We start from the raw sequence: 23,712 nt of genomic DNA, 5'->3' as shown, positions 1-23,712 counted from the left end.
AAAACAGCAGTCATACTCTGCGTGACTGCTGTTTACACAGGTTTTAGAACATATTATGATTTCTTATATTGTTTATTCATTTCTATATAACTTTAAATCGGATAAAGATATGCTATATTCCTGCTATAACAGAAGGTGTTGCAATTGTATGCCATAAGTTAGCACTGATAGCGCTTGTTTCTTCATCTTTTTCCCGGCCATCAAAATAGAGAATCTCTTGTTCTAATTCTTCCAACTCGTTTATCCTGCCTTTAAGGTAGTCATTGAGCCGGTTAATGGCGGATTGAATCCGCTGCAGCAGGCCGCCCATCCGAAGATCGAATACATCAAGACCGAATATTTTATTCTCTTCCATCCACTGCGTTTGATAAGCTTTCATGAATTCCTCTGCTAACTTTTTCATTTCAGGTAAGAAGGTATTACAATAGTCCTCCATAATTTCACGATTTTGATTATGATAGGCTTGCCGAATGTTTATCCCTGCCTCACACTTAATTGCTAATAAACTGCTTAAGGAATACTGTGTCAGAAACAATGCCTGCCAATCGGGATTTCTATTGATACACTTTTTAAAACGATCTGCACAGTTTTGAAAGTGCGAAGCATACTCATTAGGTATCACATGTCTATCAAATAACCCGAATAATACATCTTGATACAATAGATACTTAGCCGGGTTAATTGAATGGTTATTCGGCAATTTATTACCAGGTACCATCATCGTCATATCCAAGCTCATAAAATCAGAGTAATTCCCTCCGACACATGTGGTAAAGCGCTCCTCCAGGCGGCTTGTTTCAGCATTATCCGTATAACAAAGCTCTGCCCAAAGCTGTAAGGTCGGAAGTATGGAATAAATTGATGCTTCCGCGCCGTTATCACCCCAGGCTGTAATAAATACATCTTTAACTCCATTACGAAGGCAGCTTTTATGAGCAATTTCACCTGCATGATGACTAAAATGATTATTTGAGGAAAAGCCAGTCCATTTCCAAGCGCCGCCAGCAAAAATTATGTTGTTACTGAGTTGTTTATGTTTTTTCAACATACCATCATATTTTTCCGACTCAACCGAATAGTAATCCCAATAAACTAATGATATGTCATCTGGGATCATTTCTATAACATCCTCTCGAATTGGGCTTTCGGTATCGTAATACTCTCCCGAACTCGCCAACCGGAAAAACATATCACTCCACATCATCGGCTCATAGCTGTACTTTCTGGCAATTTCCATCAAGCGGGCAAAATGCTTAAGCAACAAAGTCGACCGGTCCCGAAAACCATGTTTATCCAGATACTTGCCAAGCCCGACCATATGGGCCTCATCCATTCCAATATTGATTTTTCTGCTGGAAATATGTTTGGACATAGTCCTGAACATTGCATCAATCAAATCGTACGTTTTCTCTTCATCAATAAGCAGGATATCATCACAATCCACGATATCGGAAAATGTCTCCCATTTTAATGCTGTACCCAAATGTGCCAGCGTTTGAATACAGGGAATCAGCTCGATTCCGAAGCTGCTTGCATACAGATCCATACTTTTTAATTGTTCTCCCGAATAACGGCCACGCATATAGCCAAAATACGGATACTCTTTTATCTCATACGTGTCTTCAGTATATAGCTGCACAGAAGAATACCCCATTAAGGCCAAATGTTTGATCAACTTTTGAAAGGTTTCGACTTTTAAAACGGCATTTCTGGAGCAGTCAATTAAGACCCCAAGGGAATTATAAACTGGTTTCTCCGAAGAGCTCATCCTTTTTCATCCCTTCTATCAATAGGCCTAGTGCACGGAAGAATTGGCACGGTTCTTGATAGGCAATCGTTCCACTTTTACCATCATATTGAACGTGAATTCCAGATTCTGAAGATTCCACTAAAATGGGAATCCCATTGTCTGATTGCTTGATGTTTAATAGATTTAAGATTTCCTGAGAAGCTGAATCCAATTGCTCATCCAACCCAATTAATTGTATTTGCATGGCTACCTCCACCTCTATTCAAAATCAGCGAAATCCTAATGAGCGTACGTACTCTCACGGGATTTCGCTGCTTTTTTTAGTTATTGTTTTGAATCAAAACCTTGCTCAGTTCGATTGGCGAAAATTGAAATTTGTTATACGGCCTGAAACGCACTTTAAATTCAAAAGCTTCAGGTCTTAAACGATATTTTTCCAGTACATCTGGACCACAGCTGGAAGAGCCAAGACCGTGTTGTTTATAATCCAAATTAAAGGTAATAAAATCCTGTTTTTTCAAGTCATACGTATGGTTAGCTCTTTCAAAATTTTCAGCAGTATAGTAGTGGGCACTGAAATCTATTTCTGGTTCACCGACCGCTAAAAGACCAAAACCGTTTGTATCCGTTAATGATACCCATTTAACCTGATGACGGTTTCCATTTTCTTGCGGCCAGACATAAGGTGTATATAACCCTTCAACATCACTGGACCATACTCCTACTTTATTGGCCATCCGGCTGTCTGCATAAGCTTCTCCAGGACCCCGGCCGTACCAGCTGACATTCTCCAACGTTTTTGGCAGTTTCATCGTTAACCCAATTCTCGGCATCGTTTCCGGCAGTTCTCCATAAGGTTCACCTTTTACCTTCAGAAAAACATCGCCGCTGCCTAAAATGGTATAGGTGTATGTGGTGTTGATCCCCCAAGCAATTCTTGGCGGCGCAATTCGGACAGTGACATGAATATCCACGCTCTTCTTATCAGATGAAACATCATACGTTACATCAGTGATTCTATGCTGCATCCAGTGCAGACCATATTTTTGCCATACTTCCTTTGAACTTATACCTTTATGAATAGCCAGCTTGTCATTATCTGTCGGTGCCCGCCATACATTCAATTTCGGCCCTGATCCAAAAACCTTCATTCCCTCAACAGTCCATGAATCTATGACGCCAAAGATTTTACTAAAGGCAAATTCAAAATGATCTCCAGATACCGTAATCAACCGATCACACTCTTTAACCGCTATAGGATAAGAAAACGAGGTATTATTTTCAGTTACTGTCGCTAAAACTGGAAGTTTAAATTGCTCCCATGCTATTTCATGACCTGCTTTAGCCCATAAGGTATCTACAGTCGTCCGGAAATTTACATTTAACCAGTAATCAGTGTGATCCCTTATAATAGTAGGTAGCGTAAACGGTATAGTAATGCACTTTGATTCACCTGCTTGAATACCTTCAACAGATTGCATCCCCTGATCAAGAATTTGATCATCACATATAATAGACCATGATAATTGCAGATGATCTAAAGGAATAAAATCATATCGGTTAGTAATTTCAATTATCCCTTTCTCTAAATCAACTGCTTCTGCCTTAACTGGCTCAATCACCTTCTTGTATTCTATTAACGCAGGTGATGGTGTCCGGTCAGGCCTGATTAGGCCATCAATGACAAAGTTGGAATCATGCGGTGTTTCGCCAAAATCTCCACCATAGGCAAAGTACTCTTCCCCATTATCATTTATCTGTCTAATCCCTTGGTCAATCCATTCCCAGACGAAACCTCCCTGCAATCTTCTATATTTATAGAAGGTTTCCCAATATTCTTTAAATCCTCCAGGTCCATTCCCCATCGCATGAGCATATTCACAAAGAATATGTGGCTTATTCAGGTCGTCTCTCTTCCCTAATTCGTCCATGATCTCGACTGGTGTGTACATAGTTGTGTGGACATCTGAAGCAATTGGATCCCTGGTCGGTATATTTTCGCCTTCTTCCATAATGAAACGGCATTCACCTTCATAGTGAATAGGTCTTGTTGGATCTTTTGCTTTGGACCATTCAGCCATCGCTACGTGATTTCGACCAAATCCTGATTCATTCCCCAGCGACCACATAACAATGGAAGCATGATTCTTATCCCGTTCAACCATCCGTTTCATCCGATCCACGTAGGCCTCTTCCCAAGCTGAGTCATCACTGATTTGATTATAGTTATTTATCTCCTCAAATCCATGGCATTCTAAATCCGCCTCATCGATGACATACAATCCATAAATGTCACATAAATCATAGAAACGTGGATCATTGGGATAATGGGATGTCCTTACCGCATTTATATTGTGAAGTTTCATCAGTTGGATATCCTCAATCATCGAATCCATCGGAACAGCTCGTCCAAGATCAGGATGATGATCGTGGCGATTGACCCCCTTAAACATGACCGCTATCCCATTTACTAGCAAAACTCCATCTTTTACTTCTACTGTTCGGAAACCGACTTTAGTTGGGATGACTTCTATCACATTCCCTTTCTCATCTTTCAGGGTAAGAAGCAGATGATAAAGGTAGGGATTCTCAGCCGACCATTTATTCGGATTGTCAATCGGGATAACAGAAGATATTTTTGCTTCATCCATCACATCAATCGTAATATTTTTTAAATCTCTTATTTCAACTTCTTCATATAAATGGTTTACTAATTTTATTTCAAGCTGATAATTAGTTATCGGATTATTCTTTTGGTTTAATATATAGGTTTCAATTTCTAATTCGCCATTTTCGTAGTTTTCATCGAGAGTTGTTTTGATAAAATAATCTCTGACATGCGCCTTTGGTCTTACAAGCAAATAAACGTCTCTATATATACCGCTGAGCCACCACATATCCTGGTCCTCGATATAACTCGCCTCAGACCATTGATAAACCTGAACAGCTATTACATTTTTTCCTTCATGAACCAACTTGGTAATATCAAATTCACTTGGAAGACGGCTGCCCTGGCTATAGCCAACTTCCTTGCCGTTTACCCAAACATGAAAGGCACTATCCACACCTTCAAATCGTAGGATAATTGCTTGATCTGCCCAATCACTTGGAACGGTAAACTCACGTCTATAAGAGCCTGTTGGATTTTCAGTTGGAACATGAGGCGGGTCTACTGGAAATGGATATTGTACATTTGTATAATGAGGCCTTCCATATCCATGCATCTGCCAGTTTGATGGAACTTGCAGATCATCCCACTGACTAGTATCATATGATTCTTCAATGAATTGCTTCGGTGTCAAAGACGGATTCTCAGCGTAGTGGAATTTCCATACGCCATTTAACACCTTAACCTCCTCAGCTTTTCCTCTGTCGTAAGTCAATGCGGATGACTCACTGGTATAAGGAAAGAAGTAAGCCCTCTCTTGCAAACGATTCACATGAAGAACAGATAAGTTTTCCCAATCGTACGACTCTTTTTTCATAACTCTTCACCCTTCTTTCTACATAATCGAATACTTACTTACTTTTTGATTGCTCTGTATTTTCTCATCATTCATTCGCCATTAAGTTCATCAGCAGTTAGCAAATTAAACGAAAACGAAAAGTTTATTCGTCCAGTAAAAGCGTGAAATCGCTTATAGAAACTGAGTATAATCTCATTAAGTCAGCCATTTTAGAGTTGCATGAATGATGAAGAACAACTTGTTTCTCAGCCTTTTATCCAATTCCTTTTTGAATACTCGAAAATCAACTACTTCACTGACCCCATCATGCCGGCAACGAAATGTTTTTGGAGAAGGAAGAATATCAGTGCAGTTGGCAGCGTTGCAATAACAATCGTTGTCATAATCACTCCAAAGTCTGGAGAATATCCTGACCCAAGATTTGATATTAACAACGGCAAGGTATGGTTCTCTGGTGACTGGAGCACTACAAGCGGCCATATGTAATTGTTCCAGCTTGCCATAAAAGTAATAATGGCGGCTGCAGCATATGTTGTTTTCATTGTTGGAATATAAATCCTAAGGAAAACCCCTAGCTCCGATAATCCATCAATTCGGCCAGCCTCAATAATTTCCCTTGGGAACATCTTTGTACTTTGGCGGAAGAAAAATATCAGAAAGGCTGTTACACTTGTTGGTAAAATAACTGCAGCAAGTGTATCAATACCCACCATTGGAGTAGCTTCGGAAATAGTTCCAAACATCCGAAATAACGGAACCATTAAAGCAGCAAAAGGAATCATCATGGAAAGTAATAAGAAATTAAAAACATAGTCCTTCATTTTGCTTCTGAAAATTTCAAATCCATAACCAGCCAAAGAGGCAATCAACAAGGAAAGCACTGTTGTAATAACTGCTATTTTAATAGAATTACTTAATACAGATACAAGATCGGTGGTATTCAGCAAACTTCGAATATTTTCCACCAGATGACTCCCTGGTAATAACCGACCCTTTGTTACATCCACCGACTTATTAGTCGAACTGACTACCATCCATATAAATGGAAAGATGGAAATAACGGAGACTATGCTTAAAAAAGTATAGTTAAAAATACTTTTAAGTTTACTCATTTTTATCACCTGCCATTTTAAATTGAAGGATGGAGAAGAATACAATCATAATCACAATTGCATACGAGACGGTGGCTGCATAACCGAAGTCAGGGGTATATTTAAATGACAGATTATAAATATACTGAGAAATGGTCATCGTTGCATTCCCAGGTCCGCCTTGTGTAATATTCATGACTTCATCAAACAATTGAAGTGTCCCTATTGTTGAGATAATGGACGTAAACAAAATAATTGGTTTTAGTAATGGTATGGTTATTTTAAAAAACTGTTGAAATGAGGATGCCCCGTCAATTTTTGCTGATTCATAAATAGAATAATCAATATTTTGCAGAGCAGATAAGTAGAAGATCATATTATAACCAGTCCATCTCCAAGTGATGGCAATAATAATCGTTATTTTTGCCCAAAAGGGATCAGTCAACCACTGGATTGGTTCAGAGATAAGAGCTAATTTCATTAACATGGTGTTTACAATGCCATCCATAGAAAATAAATATTTAAAAATAACAGAATAGGCAACAAGTGACGTTACACATGGTAAGAATATGGCTGTTCGAAATAATCCCCGATACTTTAATTTCGGATTGTTCAGTAAAACCGATATAAACAAAGCAAAAATAATCATAATCGGGACCTGAATAATGAGATAGATCACCGTATTTTTTACTGTTGTCAAAAAAGTAGGATCCTTAAATAAACGTGCATAATTGTCCAATCCGACAAAGGAAAGATTTGTACCCGTGCCAGATTGTAAAGACATTATAAATGCCTGAATCATTGGATAGAAAGTAAATGTGCAAATCATGATGACTGCCAGTACGACAAAAGACCATCCAATCGTTGCATTTTTCACCCGATGCTTCCGACTGTTTTTTTGGGGTATTACATTCTGGCCGGTTGTGTTCGTATGATAACTTTGTTTGGTTTTAGCCGGGAACAATATACATCAACTCCTTACTAGATTGATAAAAAACTCGGGAAACGCGCCTGTTGATCAAAGTAGCTCCTATTCTTATAGGAGAAGCCGGCAATTTCCCGAGGCTTGAATTTTCATTTGCTAGATTAGCAGAGACCAACCTATTATTTAATTTGCTGTTCTGCTTGTGTTTGTGCGTCATTCAAGACTTTATCAAGTTCTTTTCCTTTTAAGAAATCCTGCATTCCCACTGCTAATATATCTTCAATTACATACGTGTGCGCACCATAGTTTACTTGTGGTATTTCAGCCACCCATTTAGAAAAATCTTCTGTGATTTTCTGACCGTCAAAGAATTCATCTGCTGCTTTATAAGCCTCACCTTCTGCAGCAGGCTTATACGTACCAATTGCACCAATCTCTTTATTTAGATCCTGATAAAAATTAACGTTCGAACCGAAAGTTTTTGCCAACAAATCTGCAGCCTTCTCTTTGCCCGGAATATCAAGAACATACCAAGAGCTTCCGCCAAGGTTAGTAGCATTAACAGAATTTGCATTACCAGATTGTTTAGGGAAAGGAACAATTGCCCACTTACCTTTTTGAGATACTTCCTGCTTTACTGAGGCTGTCATCCAGTTACCTGTTAGAATGGATGCTGTTTCACCGCTATTAAAGGAAGCAAGATATTGACCCCAGTCGGAAACCGGTTTTGATATATCTGCTTCTACAATCTCTTTGTAAGTTTGAAATGCTTCTTTAAGATACTCATTGTCTGCCAAGTTCGGGGTAACGCCATCTTCCTTCAAATACCATGAACCGCTCGTCTGAATCATTTGACGAATAAGACCAAGATCTTTAGGATCCATTGAAATCATAGATTTGCCAGTGGCTTCTTTAACTTTTTTGCCTATTTCTATATATTTGTTCCAGTCTATACCCTGCAAATCTTCAACAGTGTAGCCTGCTTTCTCTAAATAATCTGTTCTTACATAAAATCCAGATACTCCTGAATCAAATGGAATACCATAATGCTTATCTTCTAAACTGGTAGGAGCAAGTTTGTATTCTGCAAAATCTTCCGCTTTATAATATTTTGATAAATCGAAGAATGCATCTGGATACGCTTTAAGAAAGCTTTGCGCACGATAATCCTCAATTAAGACAATATTCGGCATTCCTTTAGTTGTACCGGAGCTTAAGCTGGTATTAAGTTTTTGGACAATGTCTGCTTGTGCATTTTCAATGATTTTTAAACTAAGCTCGGAATTTTCCTTATTATAATAGTCCTTTGCCATATCGATAGCTTTCACGTTGAAATTTGGATCCCAAGTCCATACCGTTAATTCATTGCTACCCTTTTCTGTGTCGGAAGCCTCTTCGTTCGTTTTTGATTCAGAAGAACAAGCTGATAACAAAAGAATACTGGCTAACAATAATGCAAAAATCTTATTCATTGACATCCCCTCCATCTCTAATTGTAAGCGTTATCAATCCTACATGTATTATGTTAGCACCCCTTTGCTACAACTCGATAGGAAGATATTTTCGTAAACTTGTATTATTTTTGCCAATTGAAAGCGTATTCATTTTTGGGAATTTGGAATATCTTTAGATTTTATTACGATTTTTGTTCCATATGAGAAGGAATGATAATCCGTACCTTTGTTCCTTCTCCCTGTTTGCTGGAAATGGTTACTCCATATTCTTCTCCATATATAAGTTGAATACGCTCATGAACATTCCTAACACCGATTCCTGAGAAAAGCTGTCGTTTGTACGTTTGATTAGGAAGATTTTCACCTTGCTCATCCGCTATTCCGTCACCATTATCTACTACTTCACAAATCAGGTTGTTCTCTTCCTGCCAAATAAGGACATGGATAGATCCCCCCGCTTTACGATTGAACCCATGGAAAAATGAATTTTCCATAAAAGGTTGAAGAATTAGCTTAGGCAGATGAAAATCCATACAATCTGGCGAAACCATATAGCTTACATGTATTTTATTTCCATAACGTTTTTGATTAATGAAGACATAGTTTTTCAAATTATCCAGTTCCTGTTTAACAGTAACCGTTTCATTCACATTGCCTATTGTATTTTGAAGTAAGGAAATCAAAGCAGTAATCATAGCTTCCGTATCTTCCTTGCGGTCTTGCTGAACCATAAATTTAATGGAAGCTAATGTATTGTACAAGAAATGTGGATTGATTTGTCGCTGCAGGGCTGCCAGCTCCGCATTCCGTTTCTGTTTTTGCGACAGCATTAACTGCTCAACATATTCATGCAGCTCATCCAGCATGGAATTAAAAGCATTTCCGATTTGCCTCGTTTCATATGTACCTAAAACAGCCACGTTTTGACGAAATTTAGATTTTGGCGCATTTTCAATCTGTCTAACAAGTCTTGATAAAGAATTAGTCAATCTTTTTGATACGAAAAATATACTGACCAGACCTATCAAAACAATCCCTAGCGAGATCAATACAATTTTTCTCTTATCAATTAAATTTCCAAATGTCTTTTCTTTATCAATAATATTAAATAAATACATATCAAAAGAGGGAAGTGCTTCTACAAAAATGACCTGATCCTTCCCTTTAAAACTACCAATCATATAATTATTTGAGTTGTTTTTACTCTCTTTCGCATACCGAAGGAGTTCCACTTCCTTTTGCCCAATAAATTGAGACTGGTTACTGGAAACAATCCTCCCTGATTTATCAATAATGAAAATATCATTCCCAGGGCTAGTATAGTTGGAATAGACCTTTTTGAATTCACTTTCCCTATAAGAAAAATACATGGAGCCATAAACAGTACCGGAAAGTCGATCCATTAACGCTTTTGTAGCTACAACATACCTTCTATCCTCAATACTTCTCGTTTCGCTCTTACGTTCATCATATTGATACAGAAGCCGTTTCGGTTCTTTAAATGTATTGCTTGTTAAGATACTTTCATTAAGCTCCTGATCAGATATCGGCCAGTGGGTACGATTGGTCGTTAAGGTAACCCCATTTTCTCCTTTAACGATGATTTCAAGCTCGTAAGCTTCAATATTCGATTGAATTTGTTTAATATATTCCCCCATCGTATAAAATGAGATCATTTTTTGAGCATTCGTTTGCTCCTCAGTTAGGTTGGTCTTAATTGTGCCGCTTTGTAAAATATTATTTGACGCAATGACAATAGAATAATGAAAAGACTCAAAGCGTTCTTTTATTTCGTTTATTATTTTCGCATTCGTAATACTGAATTTTTCAAAAAAGAATTCCTCCGACATGCGAATTGTTGTCCATGTAATCGTCACAGAAACAAGAATGATAATGGTGAAGGTGATAAGGGAAATCGTAATAAATAAAGTGTGGTGTTTAAATCGCTCGGGTATAAGTCTCATATTTAATCACGTCCCTTATCCTATAAATTGTTTTCTTTTGTATTGACTAGGGGACATCCCCTTTATTTTTTTAAATACTTTGCAAAAATAGCTATGCTCCGAGAAACCGACCATTTCACTTATTTCTGCGATAGTAGCTGTTTCGTTAAGGAGTAGCTTACATGCCTCTTCAATCCGAATTCTATTCAAAGAATCTATAAATCCTTCATGATTATGAGTTGTAAAATAGCTTGAAATATAAGAAGGATTAAAATGAAAATAAGTAGCCACATCGGTTAAGGTAAGCGGCTCTGCATAATGACTCTTAATGTAGTCCATAAACTTCTTCATAGTGATATTCTCTGCTCGATTTTCCATTAAGAATATGCATTTATTCGCTTCCTCAATAAAACAATCCAAAAGTTTAATTGTCTCATTTGCAGAATGTGCTTCATCAATGAGCTTGAAAAACGAGTACCTGCTTTGTTCAAGCTCTTTGATATCATAATTCATATTGCCAAGGAGGATTGTAATGTTAAATATGATGTTACTGATAAATGATTTATACTCGAAAACATCCACAAAAAAACAATTAGATAATTTTAGGGCATGATTCCTTAAATAGTGAAAAGACGAATCAAAGTGCTTATTTCCGAACTCTTCTGTAAACCAATCCAGATTGAATTTTTCACTCCTATGTACAGTCTTAGGTAAAGATCGTTCAGTTAGAACTAAGATATCAGGAAAATAAAAGCGATAGTTTAACAGTTTTAGAAGGCTGTTCTTTAAAATTCCTCCTAATTGACCAAAACTTTGGAATCCCTCCGTTAAAGCAAAACCACATGCGACCTGTGAAGCTGCCAATTGATTAGCAACATCCTTAACTCTTGTCATATGATCTTGATCTGTATTCAAAAGAAATACAATGATATGCGGATCATAGTTAAAAGAATAGTAAGAGACCTCGCTTATCTTTTTGTTGAATACGTTTTCAACCTTAGTTTTGACTTGAATTAAAAATTCAGCAGCACCCTTGGATGGGTGTTTTTTTAAGTCCACACCCAATAAACTGTAATGACTGTAAGGAAAAGCTCTAATAATCTGTTTTGAATCAAAATGTACATCATACCCTAAAACTAACCTGTTGATAATTTGATCGATAGATAGACTTACATTCAGTTCCTTTTCCCTTGATTGAAAACCTGGTATTCTTTTAACAGCGGTTTTTAAAACTTTTAATAGACTTTGCGCCTCGAGTTTTGGTTTTAAAATATAATCAACCACTCCACATTGAAAGGCCGAGCGTACATAGTCAAATTCGCCATAACTGCTCAGGATAATGACCTCTATTTGGGGATATTTTTCTTTAACGACTCGTGTTAATTCTTCTCCATTCATGATAGGCATGACGATGTCTGTAATAATGATGTGCGGACTCAAAACTTCTATCATTTCCAATGCTTCCTGACCATTTGAAGCTTCTCCAACGATTTGAAAACCTTCAGACTCCCAATCTAAATAATGCTTAATTCCCTGTCTAATTAGTATTTCATCATCTACAATCAGTATTCTGCAAATTCCATCGTCTTTTACCATAATCTACCTCCAAATGCTGACAACTTTAATCGTTCAATTTATTATTTATAAGCTTTTAAGTAGTAACATTAGTTGTTGCTACCATATCTTCTATGATAATTCCTACAGAAATAGCTTAATGAAGTTGTATATTTTATACCTTTTTAAGAACAAAGGAGTAACTTATCCTAGTTAGGTAGGACGCTTCAAATAGCTGCCTCTGATGGAATAGAAGTTTCCGTATTATACCTTAAATTATAAATTCTGGTTCTCTGTATGATAAGTCTCTTTTTATTGCTGAAATGCTTTTATTGATTCGAAATTACCTTGAGTGATATCAGCGGCATAATAAAGTTCGACAGGCAGTCTAAAATGTAGTTTTTGTCAATTCATGGAAAAATAAGTCAAAACCACTCGTGAAAAAAACATTTAAGCAGGTTGTTATTAGGGTCTTAGTGTTTGTCTGATAACATACTTATTTCGATATTTTGGAAAGGCACTCCTTTTTGCATTACAACGGGGACTCTATTGTTCCAAATAAAGTGGAAACTTCCGAGTAATTGAGGAACATACAAGAATAGCAGCAATATAGCAAACGAAACAGCCCGATCCGATAACATCGAATCGGACTCCAGCTTTTTTTCTGTTTGATAGGTGTTGAAGATTTCACTTGATAGGCAACTATACTTAGTAGCGGTAGGGAGCATACCACTGATTCCGTACCCTCCTCTTGCTGAACATCTGGCCGCCATTTCACTTGTAAAGAAGATTTAGATTATAGTAAGGCTATTCTCTTATTCATCAATAATTATCTTTTTAATATAGTCGTTTAGGAAAATTCCTTGCGGGTCAAGTTCATACCTTATGGCTTGAAAATCCGGCAGTTTGGGGTAGCAGGAATATAATTCTTTTTTACCTAGGCTATGCATTTTACCCCAATGTGGTCTTCCTTCATACTTCCGCATAATCGCTTCCATCTCTTGAAAATATTCTTCATATGGCATGCCTTTATACATATGGAAAGCAATATAGGCGGAATCTCTCTGATAAGAAGGACTAAACCAAATGTCGTCTGCCTTGACCGTCCTGCATTCTATCGGAAAATGAACCTTATGCTTCTTTACTTCAATACACTTCCGAATCTCTTGAATGGCCGGCTTAAAGTAATGAAGTGGAATACAATATTCCATTTCCCTGAACTTCACAAGTCTTGGACTAGCAAAAATCTCATAGCTTTTTGCCGTAATGGTTGTTGTTCCTACGGCCTTTGCAGATATTCTGCTTATGGTTTGACTGCTCCTTGGTAACACACGACATACCTCTGACAGTACAAAAAATAAATAGTTTTCAAAAATGAGATTTTTTAAGTTATGAAAGAATAAACCCTTTGGTTTACGATTCGTAATATTCATCGTTTTAACTTGTACACAATCTGAATATGGGAATAGAAAAAATTCAAAGTGACGGTTTTCATTGATATAGCATTCAAGCTGTTGCTCAAAAAGTGGATATTCTTTTCTTTCACTTCTGTATTCATATATAAGTGTTTTAATTATCTTCAGTTTTACTTTTACAATGATTCCAAGAACTCCAAGCGATATGAGACAAGCCTTGAAGTATTGAGGATTTTGTTCCTCGGAGACGGTAAGAACATCTCCAGATGCTGTAACAATGACGATTTCTACTACTTGGGTTGGAATATTACCAAACTTCAGTCCAGTTCCATGCGTTCCGGTTGAAATAGCACCCGCAATACTTTGGACATTGATGTCGCCTAAATTTTCCTGAGAATATCCTTCTTGTCCAAGCACTTCTCCTAATTGAAATAACCGGGTACCACCCAGGATGGTAACTGTACTGGCTGCCTCATCGAGTTGTTCAATTCCACTAAGTAAATCAAGAGATATGAGCCAATCATCCGTTTTTACTAAACTCGTAAATGAATGCCCAGCTCCAACAACTCTGATTCTTTTCTCTTGTTTCGACGCTTCTTTAATGATTGAAGTAATCTCCTCAATTGAGGAAGGATACAGGATTTTTTCTGGGATACTTTCACATGTTTGAGACCAATTTCTCCATCGTTTGCCTTGTATCGTCTTCATTACAGAAAGCATTTCCCTTCCCCCCGATAGGTAAGAAATCGATCAACGATTTGTTGATTAGCAAGACAAATGATTTCATTAAACCGTTCACAAATTTCTCCAGCTTTCGCTGCCCTGAAGATAATGACATCTCCAATTTCCAACGTTTCCTTTTCATAATAAACAGGGGTTTGCACCTCCCCAGCTCCTTCAAATGACAATAATTTACCACCCGGCGGGTAAATAGGCAATGGCACCTTATCCTGACCATGCACTCCAGATGAGACATATCCACCTCCAAGACAAGTATAAATATTTGGAGTTGGTTTTCTAACGACTGGCAATGCGAAATATAAGGCAGGTGTGAAGCGAAAATTTCGGTAATAATCAAACAACAAAGGAGCATAGAAACCTGATCCCGCTGTCAGTTCCGTAACAGCCTCTTCTTTTGATGTAGTTTCAAGACTTCCCGTTCCTCCTCCATTAACAAATACTAATTGTACACCCTCACTCTTAAGAGATTGAACAATCCTCTCCCTTCGCCGTTTGATTTTATCAATTGATTTCTTTTTCATAAAAGCAACAGCCATATTTTTAAGCCTCTGAGATGGCAAATGATCACCTACCCCAGCTATTTGTGCTTCATAACCCATGATTCCCAGAAGCTTTAGCGATGGATATTCCTGTATAATTCGTACTAGCTGAATCACGCCTTCTTCTGTTTTTAATGGGGAACGTCTTACTCCAAAATGGAGATTACCAAATGTGGTGCTCATATCAATATCGATGCATAAATAAAAAAATCCGTTTGCTTCCTTAGTAATCGCATTTAAATGTTTAATCTGTTCAAAGGAATCGACCATACAGGTAATTTGATGACCTTTTCCATTTAGTTCAGCTATTTTGCTAAGAGGTTTGGAATCCCAGCATGGATAACCTATCAGGATATCCTCAATGCCTTGTTCTGCAAGAAAAATAGCTTCATAGGGGCTATAACACATTACTCCTTTATAGACAGGATTGGATTGGAGAATTCTTTTTAAAACTGGAATAGACCGTATCGATTTAGTAGCAATTCTGATCGTTTTTCCATTTGCTTTTTCAGCGATTCTCCTGCAATTTTGATCTAAAGCATCTAAATCCAGCAAAAGGGCTGGATAAGATAACTCCTTTGATAATTCATATAGCACCACTAACACCACCACCTCTCATTCTCATAATAAACGAGGAGCATGATTAAAAATAGAACTTATTCAAAATATTCAGACTTATTATAACAATTACGTTTTCAAGGAAAGATAAACGCATAAAAAGTTTATCTTATATTATAGCGGTAGATGTTTTTTAACGGTGTTACCAATACTTTTTCATGGAGTTAAAAAAGCCATTGATATAGTGAACTCATCAATGGCTTTAGACTTAATATAGGAAGTTTTAATAAACAAACATACCCATCAAAGGGGAGACCCTTATTTACTAGCTACTATACAGACCGCTCTTACTTATAATGCAGTTGCTGTAATGTATCTAGCGGGAATTTTTGAATCTCCCATTAAAGTAATAGTTAATAATATACACAGTACTGAGTAGTTTAAGATTAACACCCTGACCCTCTCAGTTTGTTAAAACGAACGTGTTTTGGAACTCAAGTAGAGATGCCGATTGACGTATGTTCATAACGGCTATCCTTTAATGCTTTTAAGATAAAATGTGCGACGTCAGCACGCGGTATTGATCTTGATTTCTCTGGTACACTTGTTGCAGATTCTCTATACTTTCCTGTAAAGGGATGATTCGTTAGCCCCATCGGTCGAACAATGGTGTAGTTCAATCCATGTGATTGAATATATTCAACTGCAGCCCGATGATCAATTAGAGGATTCTTAAGCATTCTCATGACCAATTTACCACTTAGCCCTGTTAATTCTTTATGGACTCCCGCAGATGCAGTGTAGATAATCCGCTCTACATGTTGCTCCTTCATACCAGTAACAATATTTTTTATCATCTCTTGAAGCTCGGTTGATTTTTTCATCCCTTGATTCGAGCCTAAGCAAGATATAACAGCATCATGACCTGCAATCGCTTCTGTTACTTCCGCTAGATTAAAAGCATTTCCTTGTATAATCTTTAAATTTTCATGGGAAAAGTCTAGCTTGGCCGGAGTACGTACAAACGCCGTCACCTCAAAACCAGCCTCAACTCCTTGACGCACAACAGATTGACCTACACCACCTGTTGCACCAAACACGATAATTTTCATAACAATCCACCACCCTTTCTTATTATCATCCCAACATTCCCAGAATGCCCACTGCACATTTCTTGGACCAATACTTTTATCCATTCCTGAGTCATTCTAAGGAAAACTATGGATTGTTCTCTGTATTAAACATACCTACTTACACTTGATTGACTATTTAATATAATCATATAATTATCTGTTGGTTTTATCAATTTTCACTACTTATAAAAACAATTCTTTATCAGTGACGTTCATTATAGTAGAATAGCTCAAAATGACTAGCGTAAAATCGTATACTAGGGTATTCAATTAGGGATTCTTTCCATATTTAGTACTCCTTTAATCTACTACGATAATAATCGGACTAGAACATCCAGTGCCAGCCTATTTCCGCACTACTCTAGTGTCCATATCTGGGAACGATGTGATTTAGAAGAAATCTTTTATACAAACTGGGTTTAAAAAAACCGTAACTAAATATAAGCCGAAATACACATAGCCCCTTTTTGTGGCTATGTGTATTTCAGCTATTTTAAATGTATGCAAATTTGTAAGCAGTCCACATCTTCTATGCTGTACGCTTATATAGTTCAATCATTTCTGTAACTAGAATTGTAATCGTATCAACACTCATTATCTGGTCTTCCGCATGCATAAATATAAGCGAGAACTCAAGCTTTTCTCCATTTGCCTCTCTTTGAATTAAAGAGGCGTGCGTTTTATGACCTTCTACAAAGAAATGTTTTGATTCAGCTAACTTTTCTTCTGCTAATTCATATTTTCCTTCTTTCGCCGCATAAAGCGCTTCCATTACTAAGCTTTTAGCCGCACCTACGTTACTAATAATCTTAAACGCCACAGTATAGTAATCATTTGCTTCTAATGACATAGTATCCCCCCTTCTCGCCTTCCATTAACAGCTATCCTTTTATCACTTGTTTTCAATTATTTGCAGTGCTTGATCAAGGACCTTTTCACCATTCATCATACCGTAATATTGCATATTAATTGCTGCTACAGGAATGTTTTTCCCGACCAGTTTTGATTCAATTTGATTTTGCATATATTTCACTTGAGGTCCTAATAACAATACATCTACATTTTTCTGTTCGAGAGTAAATTCCATTTCTTGTGCTGATTGGGCAAAAATATCAGCTTGGATTCCACGCACTTCTGCTGCCTTTTGCATTTTTGTCACTAATAAACTTGTACTCATTCCTGCTGCACATACTAACATAATAGTTTTCACTGTTAGTTCCTCCTTTGATTTCATTCTTTAGTTTAAAGATGTCAGTTAATAAGGATATATAAATATCTGTTCACGCAAATTTCTTCCAATGAAAATAACGAACTATAGCAGGCAAGGCATTGGGCTTATGCCTCTATTGTCTAGTAAACTAAGTATATGAGCCTTACCTATTGATAGAACGAGCAACCATAGAGACTGTATGCCGAATACCACGAATAGCTTTACTCATCGCAAATATATTTTCTACAGGAGCAAGACCGGCGTACCCCGCGTCACCGATATGTTGAATATCCACCCCACAAATTTTATTCCGGATAGCAATTTGTTTAACCGTGTCTTCATCAGAACTTTCTTGGCTTGTACCAATAGCAGATAAAACAAGGGCACCATGTTGATGGGCACTTTTTACAATCTTCTTTAGTTCTTCATCATCAAAGCCTGGAACAGTCCCCACTGCAGGAACTAAAATAATATCTGCACCTGAATCAATATAACCTTTCACCACTTCTGCATCTGCAACTGGCTCATCCACTCCTGCTCCATGCATTTTTCCTGCGATAATTAATCCCGAGAAATGTTCTTTAGCAAGCTGTATCGTTTTTTGGATCTGTTCATTTGTTACACCCGTGCCAGGATTTCCTGTAAAACATACAAAATCAAGTCCTAATTTTTCAATTTCCTGTATGGTTTCTAGATTAGCTTGACGACCTTTTGAAATGATTAATCTTTCTTCTGCCATATTCGCTGAATTGTCCACTGGCTCTAGATTAACACCAATAGGACGGCCGACCAATCGGTGAAGTGCCTCTACGAATGAACCTTCTTCGTTTTCTAATCCTGCAATATGTGGCGAAAGCACATCAACACCATTCAAGAGAATTAAGTCTGCTCCAAACGAGCGGGCAATTTCTGCATTTGTAATATCTTCAATATAAGGTTCACGAACCGCAACATTTTCAGACATAATAACGCGTCCTTCGCATGCTTTAATACTTTGCTTCAACTCTACTGCAGTCATTTCCAATATTTCTGATGCATTTGCACTGATTAATCGTTTTTTCATTTTTAAAGTCCCCTTCATTGCTTTTTTGAACTAATCCACTAATCCTGCTCATTCATACTTTTACACTTCAATCTCTTCATTAATAGTGGTAGCCCAGAGTATGTTTTCATTCTTAATTAATCAAGAATCATTATTTGCATTGGAACTATCATTTGATCCCTATATTTTTTAGTTTCATTGAGAACAAATCAAAAGATAAATTAGTAGTTCAGTAACTTTATATAGTCAAACTATTCTTGCGATTTGAAACGCTTTTCAACAGCTAAAACGAATGGCAAGTAAAGTAAGATATCCAGTATTATTAAAACAATCTGCAAAATCGCCCCGCTTATATCACCTGTAACTAAAAATCCACTGAATATTGGAGGCATTGTCCAGGAGGCTGCTGCTCTAGTTAACGGTACTAAACCCGAGGCCATTGCTAAATACGTGACCACTACATTTATCATTGGAGCAAGAATAAATGGAATGAACAACATTACATTCAATACTACTGGTATACCAAACATAGTCGGTTCATTAATATTAAATAAACCTGGTACAACGGTAATCGGTGCCAATGCTTTTGTTTGTTTGCTCGTTTTCTTTTTACGTGCTAAATATCCGAGAACTAAAACTAAACCAATCGTAGCTCCGCCCCCGCCAATATAGACGAAGTTATCCATAAAGGGTAGTGTAATAATATTTTGTAATTCTTGACCAGCTTGATAAGCCACACGATTTTCATCTAAGTTGGCAATCCATACAGGCTGCATAACTGAGTTAACTACATTACCTCCATGGATACCAACAAACCAGAATAAACTATTGAGACCTACCACGATGATTGTACCAAAAACGTTATTTCCCAATAACCCTAATGGTTTACCTAAGATGACTTGCGCAATGTCATGTACATTTGGTAAATCAAACGTACTTAGAATAGAATAAATAATTAACCACATCGTTATAATTACTGCACCCGGAATAATGGCACTGAAGCTTCTGGCTACAGCTGGCGGAACGCTTTCCGGAAGTTTAATCTGAATATTACGATTAATGAACCATTGATATATATAGCCATTAAGCAAACCCATAATTATAGCAATAAATAAACCTTTCGCTCCCATATAAGCAATTGGCATTCCAGCTCCAGCATCAGAAGAAATAAATGGAGTTGCAATAATAAATGCAGACAATGAGATAATGCCTGAACCGATTCCGTCTACATTAAACTGCCTTGTTAAACTATAAGCAATCCCAAAACTGGCTATTAAACCAATTAACCCAAAACTACTGTCAGTGCCTTTCCATAAAAAGTCTGCGATTCCCATCTTACCCAACCATGCTTCCCAACCTGGCACCGGGAAACTAGCTATAATCATAAAAAGTGAGCCAATAATAATTAACGGCATTGCAAACGTAATACCATCTCGTATAGCAATCAGAAATTTATTACTACCTAATTTTCCAGCAATGGGCATCATTTTATTTTCCAACAGTTCATTCATTTTGCTCACTGTTTAATTCCTCCTCAAGGTTCATATCCAAATGAATTACATTTATAGAATGCTTTTAATCTTATAAGTAATCCTTGTATCGTTCTTAGCCTCCTTTGAAAATCAAAATATCTTCCTTTATTTATAAATTATTATCAAAGACTATAAAAATACCTTATTTTTATCATTTAAATAATAATAAAATATAATTAACTATCTTAACACTAATTAATGAAAGCGCTTTTGTCAATCAAGAATTTTCAATTTATTGATAGTATTAGTATTTTTTTACTTCGCACATTTACCTTTCCATATATAAAGGAAGAAAAAGTTTTTTGAAAATTGATTTTAAATAGTAAATTAATTATAATTTATAATTAATTAAGATAAGAATAAGAACGGAGATTATCATGACACTCACAACTAAACAAAGAGAACTGCGTACTAAAATTTTAGATAAAATTTATGTCCATGGTCCTATCTCACGAATAGAGATTTCAAATCATACAGGTATTACCCCTGCTACAGTTAGTGAGATAACTGGATCTTTACTTAAAGAAAACCTAATTTATGAATTAGGAGAAGACTCTTCTGAAAATAATAAATCGGGACGTAAACGGATTCTTTTAGATATTGCCGCACATCACAGTTTTTATATTGGATGTGAATTATCTGAAAAATATTTTTCGTTTTGCCTAAGTGATAATATCGGAAAAATCTATGCTGAGAAGGTAATTAAGTTTAATGCAGGAAATAAAAATGATGCTTTAACAGAAGCTCATTTTATAGAGGAGTTAAATCATTTTATTCATTGTCATCACAGCTATCAGCCAAAGGCCGTCGGAATTGCATTGCCTGGACATTTTAATGATAAAAGTAAGACCATTTACAGCAACAATACACACTGGAAAAACTTTAATCTAGGACTTCTACTGGAAAATGTAGAATTACCAATCTACTTTAAAAATAATGTTCATTGTATGGCCAACGCGGAGAGACTATTCAGCAAGAATCATATAGATGATAATTTCATTTTCTTTCATGTCAGTAGAGGGATGTTCTGTTCTTATATTTATGAGGGACATACTTATGGAGAAAACAAATTTTTGGTAGGCGAAATAGGTCATACGATTGTTCACCCAGACGGAGAACTATGTGAGTGTGGAAAAAGGGGCTGCTTGCAGACATACGCTAGTGAGGCTTGGATTATAAAAAAATCCCGCATACTTTATGAGAGTTCGAATACAACTTTTTTGGGGCAATTAACCCCAGATAAACATAGCATCACAATTGAAACCATTTTAAGTGCTTATAAAATGGGGGATGAAGGAGTCACCAACATCCTTAATAACGCCATTAAATACCTGTCTATTACAATCAATAATTTACCGATGTTGATTGATACAAATAAAATCATTTTACACGGAGAGCTATTTAACGAACCCGTATTAAACAATCTGCTTAGCCATTATTTAAATCAAAATAACATTCTACTTCCCCTCAGCCATACTTGGGACATTGCATTTAAACAATATTCCGATATAAATGGCGCTCTTGGAGCATGCAGTTTCGCTATCTCCAACTTTTTGTTAAAGGGTAAAATAAAAAGCTAGTAAGAAAAGATTAGAAGTAGCTCATACTTAATTAAAGAGGCTGGGACATAACTAAATTTATTATGTCTAAAGCCGAATGATGTATTGGATTTTTATTAATCTAAATAGAAAAAGCCGAACTATTATAAATAATGCTAACACTGCATTTAATAATAGTTCGGCTTTTTTAGTTACTGGAAACCTTTTGTCCCAGCCTCTTTTAATAAATGTATAGGAGTATTTTTTAAAATAAAAATGACTTACCTTTTTGGCAAGTCACTCCCCTGTGGATACCCTGATAACCAATCTGAGATGATACTTTTATTGTTTTTCTAAATAATTGAATTCGTCATAAATTCGTTATATGAGGGATTTTAAGAGAAAGACTTGGTCTATTCTTCTCTAAATGAGATAAACATAACAAACATTTGTGGGTGTCTGATGAAAATTTCAATATGCGGTAACGAACTCTTCACAAATTATTATACAATCTTAATCAGCAATTGATCCACCACTTTTTTCTATACTTGAATTACCATTAATACTGATGATTTTTATAGACAGTAATGTATTTCTTTCTTTTGCAATAATCGACTCATGTTTAATATTATTCGGCAAATTATGGATAGATTGAGGATTGTTGTTATTTGAATATTTTATTGAACTCAAAGGATTATTTTGTTCTTGTATTAAATCTACATCCGCTGTTTTCTCGCCTTTAATATCTAAAGGTGGATTGGGTACAATGACTCTTTCACTTTCTAATGGTGATTCATCATAAGATTTATTTGATTTGTGTGTCACATTCACATCTTGAATTCCTTTGTTTTTTTCCATTTTAGGACATAACCTAGGAAACGATGCTAATGTTCCGAATCCAAATATACAATGAATACAAAGTATCATTTGCATACCAAAACAATCGTAACCTCTTACAGATCCATTCCGACTATTAACATGTGTTATTTTCAATATTATTTTTTTTCCGTTTTTAAAGTAAAGGACATAAATGTGTCCAGGTTTAATTGAATCAATTAATTGTTTATTCATCCCCCTCCTCCTTTTTAGAACATTATGTCTGCTTAGGACCGTAAAATTAATCAGCTTCACTATTTATGGATTTAATCAAATCCTTAAATGACTTACGATTTTCATCTAATAAGGCATCTAATCTAATGAATAATGAATCGATATCTATCTTATCATCGTTCTTTCCAATAAAATATTGATAAAATAAGATCATCGCATAGGCAATCCCAGTATTATCAATATATACAATACCATTTCCACTTTGTTTAACACTTGCATTCCCATTTTCATTTTTTAATACTGCGGAAAAATTATTTTCTATTTGCTCAAAATATTGTTTAACCTGTTCTTCCACCATATCTTTTATTAACTTTTCTTGGCCTTCATCCACGGAAATCACCTCACTTTATATTTGTATGAAAGTATTATCTTATTGTATAGGCTAAAGATACAGGACCTAAAAAAACCTAAGAAACTTAACGTTTCCTAGGTTTTCCAGCAATACTGTTACTTATTTAGCAAAAGGTTTATAATACAACCATTGGATAAATTAGTTTTTGAATTCTGAATTACCACTTTTCTCAACATAAGCGTTACCATTTTTTAGATCAAAACGGAATTTCTGTTCAGTTTCTTGATCACTTTTCTGTTCGTTTTCATTTCTTTGATCTTGATCATTTCTTTGATCTTGATCATTTCTTTGATCTTGATCATTTCTTTGATCTTGATCATTTCTTTGATCTTGATCATTTCTTTGATCTTGATCATTT

The 23,712-nt window shown here is 36.2% G+C and carries 19 protein-coding genes; 1 reads left to right on the top strand and 18 read right to left on the bottom strand.

Annotation, left to right across the window (positions count from 1 at the left end; genetic code table 11):
* Window positions 1-112 precede the first annotated feature (112 nt).
* The 15 genes from A8L44_RS06535 to A8L44_RS06460 form a co-directional block, all read right to left on the bottom strand.
* Complete coding sequence (locus A8L44_RS06535; RefSeq protein ID WP_066103397.1) at window positions 113-1,768, bottom strand: beta-N-acetylhexosaminidase; 1,656 nt, start codon at window positions 1,766-1,768, stop codon at window positions 113-115.
* Window positions 1,740-1,994: a hypothetical protein gene (locus tag A8L44_RS06530; protein WP_066103393.1), complete on the bottom strand. Its 255-nt coding sequence runs from the start codon at window positions 1,992-1,994 to the stop codon at window positions 1,740-1,742. The genes A8L44_RS06535 and A8L44_RS06530 overlap by 29 nt, the downstream gene beginning before the upstream one ends.
* Before the next feature lie 76 nt (window positions 1,995-2,070).
* Window positions 2,071-5,235 carry a beta-galactosidase subunit alpha gene (gene ebgA, locus A8L44_RS06525; protein ID WP_066103390.1) on the bottom strand — a complete coding sequence of 1,055 codons (3,165 nt, stop codon included), beginning with the start codon at window positions 5,233-5,235 and terminating at the stop codon, window positions 2,071-2,073.
* Window positions 5,236-5,504: 269 nt separating this feature from the next.
* Window positions 5,505-6,329: a carbohydrate ABC transporter permease gene (locus A8L44_RS06520; protein WP_066103387.1), complete on the bottom strand. Its 825-nt coding sequence runs from the start codon at window positions 6,327-6,329 to the stop codon at window positions 5,505-5,507.
* The gene (locus A8L44_RS06515; protein ID WP_077248036.1) at window positions 6,322-7,137 is read right to left on the bottom strand and encodes a carbohydrate ABC transporter permease; all 816 of its coding nucleotides are present in this window, start codon (window positions 7,135-7,137) and stop codon (window positions 6,322-6,324) included. Before A8L44_RS06515 ends, A8L44_RS06520 begins: the two co-directional genes overlap by 8 nt.
* Before the next feature lie 275 nt (window positions 7,138-7,412).
* Window positions 7,413-8,705: an ABC transporter substrate-binding protein gene (locus A8L44_RS06510; protein WP_066103384.1), complete on the bottom strand. Its 1,293-nt coding sequence runs from the start codon at window positions 8,703-8,705 to the stop codon at window positions 7,413-7,415.
* A 164-nt stretch (window positions 8,706-8,869) separates the two neighbouring features.
* Window positions 8,870-10,651 (bottom strand): sensor histidine kinase, encoded by a 1,782-nt coding sequence (locus A8L44_RS06505; RefSeq protein WP_066103380.1) that lies wholly within the window; start codon window positions 10,649-10,651, stop codon window positions 8,870-8,872.
* Between the two features lie 15 nt (window positions 10,652-10,666).
* Window positions 10,667-12,226 carry a response regulator transcription factor gene (locus tag A8L44_RS06500; protein WP_066103377.1) on the bottom strand — a complete coding sequence of 520 codons (1,560 nt, stop codon included), beginning with the start codon at window positions 12,224-12,226 and terminating at the stop codon, window positions 10,667-10,669.
* A 773-nt stretch (window positions 12,227-12,999) separates the two neighbouring features.
* The gene (locus A8L44_RS06490; RefSeq protein WP_175354263.1) at window positions 13,000-14,307 is read right to left on the bottom strand and encodes a D-arabinono-1,4-lactone oxidase; all 1,308 of its coding nucleotides are present in this window, start codon (window positions 14,305-14,307) and stop codon (window positions 13,000-13,002) included.
* Complete coding sequence (locus A8L44_RS06485) at window positions 14,307-15,479, bottom strand: amino acid deaminase/aldolase (protein WP_066103368.1); 1,173 nt, start codon at window positions 15,477-15,479, stop codon at window positions 14,307-14,309. Before A8L44_RS06485 ends, A8L44_RS06490 begins: the two co-directional genes overlap by 1 nt.
* Before the next feature lie 452 nt (window positions 15,480-15,931).
* Window positions 15,932-16,633 carry an NAD(P)-dependent oxidoreductase gene (locus A8L44_RS06480; RefSeq protein WP_254654695.1) on the bottom strand — a complete coding sequence of 234 codons (702 nt, stop codon included), beginning with the start codon at window positions 16,631-16,633 and terminating at the stop codon, window positions 15,932-15,934.
* Window positions 16,634-17,099: 466 nt separating this feature from the next.
* Complete coding sequence (locus A8L44_RS06475; RefSeq protein WP_066103365.1) at window positions 17,100-17,420, bottom strand: PTS lactose/cellobiose transporter subunit IIA; 321 nt, start codon at window positions 17,418-17,420, stop codon at window positions 17,100-17,102.
* 42 nt (window positions 17,421-17,462) lie between these two features.
* On the bottom strand, window positions 17,463-17,780 hold the full coding sequence (locus A8L44_RS06470; protein WP_302621338.1) for a PTS sugar transporter subunit IIB: 318 nt from the start codon (window positions 17,778-17,780) through the stop codon (window positions 17,463-17,465).
* 163 nt (window positions 17,781-17,943) lie between these two features.
* Window positions 17,944-18,843, bottom strand: coding sequence for a DUF7916 family protein (locus A8L44_RS06465; protein WP_066103358.1), 900 nt, complete (start codon window positions 18,841-18,843; stop codon window positions 17,944-17,946).
* Window positions 18,844-19,073: 230 nt separating this feature from the next.
* A complete protein-coding gene (locus A8L44_RS06460; protein WP_066104263.1) occupies window positions 19,074-20,333 on the bottom strand; it encodes a PTS sugar transporter subunit IIC in 1,260 nt (419 codons plus the stop codon).
* Window positions 20,334-20,731: 398 nt separating this feature from the next.
* Between A8L44_RS06460 and A8L44_RS06455 the strand changes: the two genes are divergently transcribed.
* On the top strand, window positions 20,732-21,934 hold the full coding sequence (locus A8L44_RS06455) for an ROK family transcriptional regulator (RefSeq protein WP_066103355.1): 1,203 nt from the start codon (window positions 20,732-20,734) through the stop codon (window positions 21,932-21,934).
* Window positions 21,935-22,405: 471 nt separating this feature from the next.
* On the opposite strand, the gene A8L44_RS06450 is transcribed toward A8L44_RS06455, so the two are convergent.
* The 3 genes from A8L44_RS06450 to A8L44_RS18875 all read right to left on the bottom strand — a co-directional run.
* Entirely contained in the window at window positions 22,406-22,963 is a 558-nt protein-coding gene (locus A8L44_RS06450) for a hypothetical protein (protein WP_066103352.1), read from the bottom strand.
* A 46-nt stretch (window positions 22,964-23,009) separates the two neighbouring features.
* A complete protein-coding gene (locus A8L44_RS06445) occupies window positions 23,010-23,333 on the bottom strand; it encodes a hypothetical protein (protein WP_066103349.1) in 324 nt (107 codons plus the stop codon).
* Between the two features lie 159 nt (window positions 23,334-23,492).
* The coding region (locus tag A8L44_RS18875; RefSeq protein ID WP_175354249.1) for a hypothetical protein at window positions 23,493-23,712 on the bottom strand (220 nt) is incomplete at its 5' end.

This window comes from Bacillus sp. FJAT-27986 (assembly GCF_001685035.1).
In the GTDB taxonomy this organism is placed as follows: Bacteria; Bacillota; Bacilli; order Bacillales; family Pradoshiaceae; genus Pradoshia.
This window is presented reverse-complemented; position numbering and strand designations above follow the sequence as displayed.

Coding starts and splice junctions, on each gene's coding strand:
- A8L44_RS06505 (WP_066103380.1), bottom strand. CDS start 10,651: ATGAGACTTATACCCGAGCGATTTAAACACCACACTTTATTTATTACG.
- A8L44_RS06490 (WP_175354263.1), bottom strand. CDS start 14,307: ATGAAGACGATACAAGGCAAACGATGGAGAAATTGGTCTCAAACATGT.
- A8L44_RS06480 (WP_254654695.1), bottom strand. CDS start 16,633: ATGGATAAAAGTATTGGTCCAAGAAATGTGCAGTGGGCATTCTGGGAA.
- A8L44_RS06460 (WP_066104263.1), bottom strand. CDS start 20,333: ATGAATGAACTGTTGGAAAATAAAATGATGCCCATTGCTGGAAAATTA.
- A8L44_RS06465 (WP_066103358.1), bottom strand. CDS start 18,843: ATGAAAAAACGATTAATCAGTGCAAATGCATCAGAAATATTGGAAATG.
- A8L44_RS06450 (WP_066103352.1), bottom strand. CDS start 22,963: ATGAATAAACAATTAATTGATTCAATTAAACCTGGACACATTTATGTC.
- A8L44_RS06535 (WP_066103397.1), bottom strand. CDS start 1,768: ATGAGCTCTTCGGAGAAACCAGTTTATAATTCCCTTGGGGTCTTAATT.
- A8L44_RS06520 (WP_066103387.1), bottom strand. CDS start 6,329: ATGAGTAAACTTAAAAGTATTTTTAACTATACTTTTTTAAGCATAGTC.
- A8L44_RS06475 (WP_066103365.1), bottom strand. CDS start 17,420: ATGTCATTAGAAGCAAATGATTACTATACTGTGGCGTTTAAGATTATT.
- A8L44_RS06515 (WP_077248036.1), bottom strand. CDS start 7,137: ATGATTTGCACATTTACTTTCTATCCAATGATTCAGGCATTTATAATG.
- ebgA (WP_066103390.1), bottom strand. CDS start 5,235: ATGAAAAAAGAGTCGTACGATTGGGAAAACTTATCTGTTCTTCATGTG.
- A8L44_RS06500 (WP_066103377.1), bottom strand. CDS start 12,226: ATGGTAAAAGACGATGGAATTTGCAGAATACTGATTGTAGATGATGAA.
- A8L44_RS06530 (WP_066103393.1), bottom strand. CDS start 1,994: ATGCAAATACAATTAATTGGGTTGGATGAGCAATTGGATTCAGCTTCT.
- A8L44_RS06455 (WP_066103355.1), top strand. CDS start 20,732: ATGACACTCACAACTAAACAAAGAGAACTGCGTACTAAAATTTTAGAT.
- A8L44_RS06510 (WP_066103384.1), bottom strand. CDS start 8,705: ATGAATAAGATTTTTGCATTATTGTTAGCCAGTATTCTTTTGTTATCA.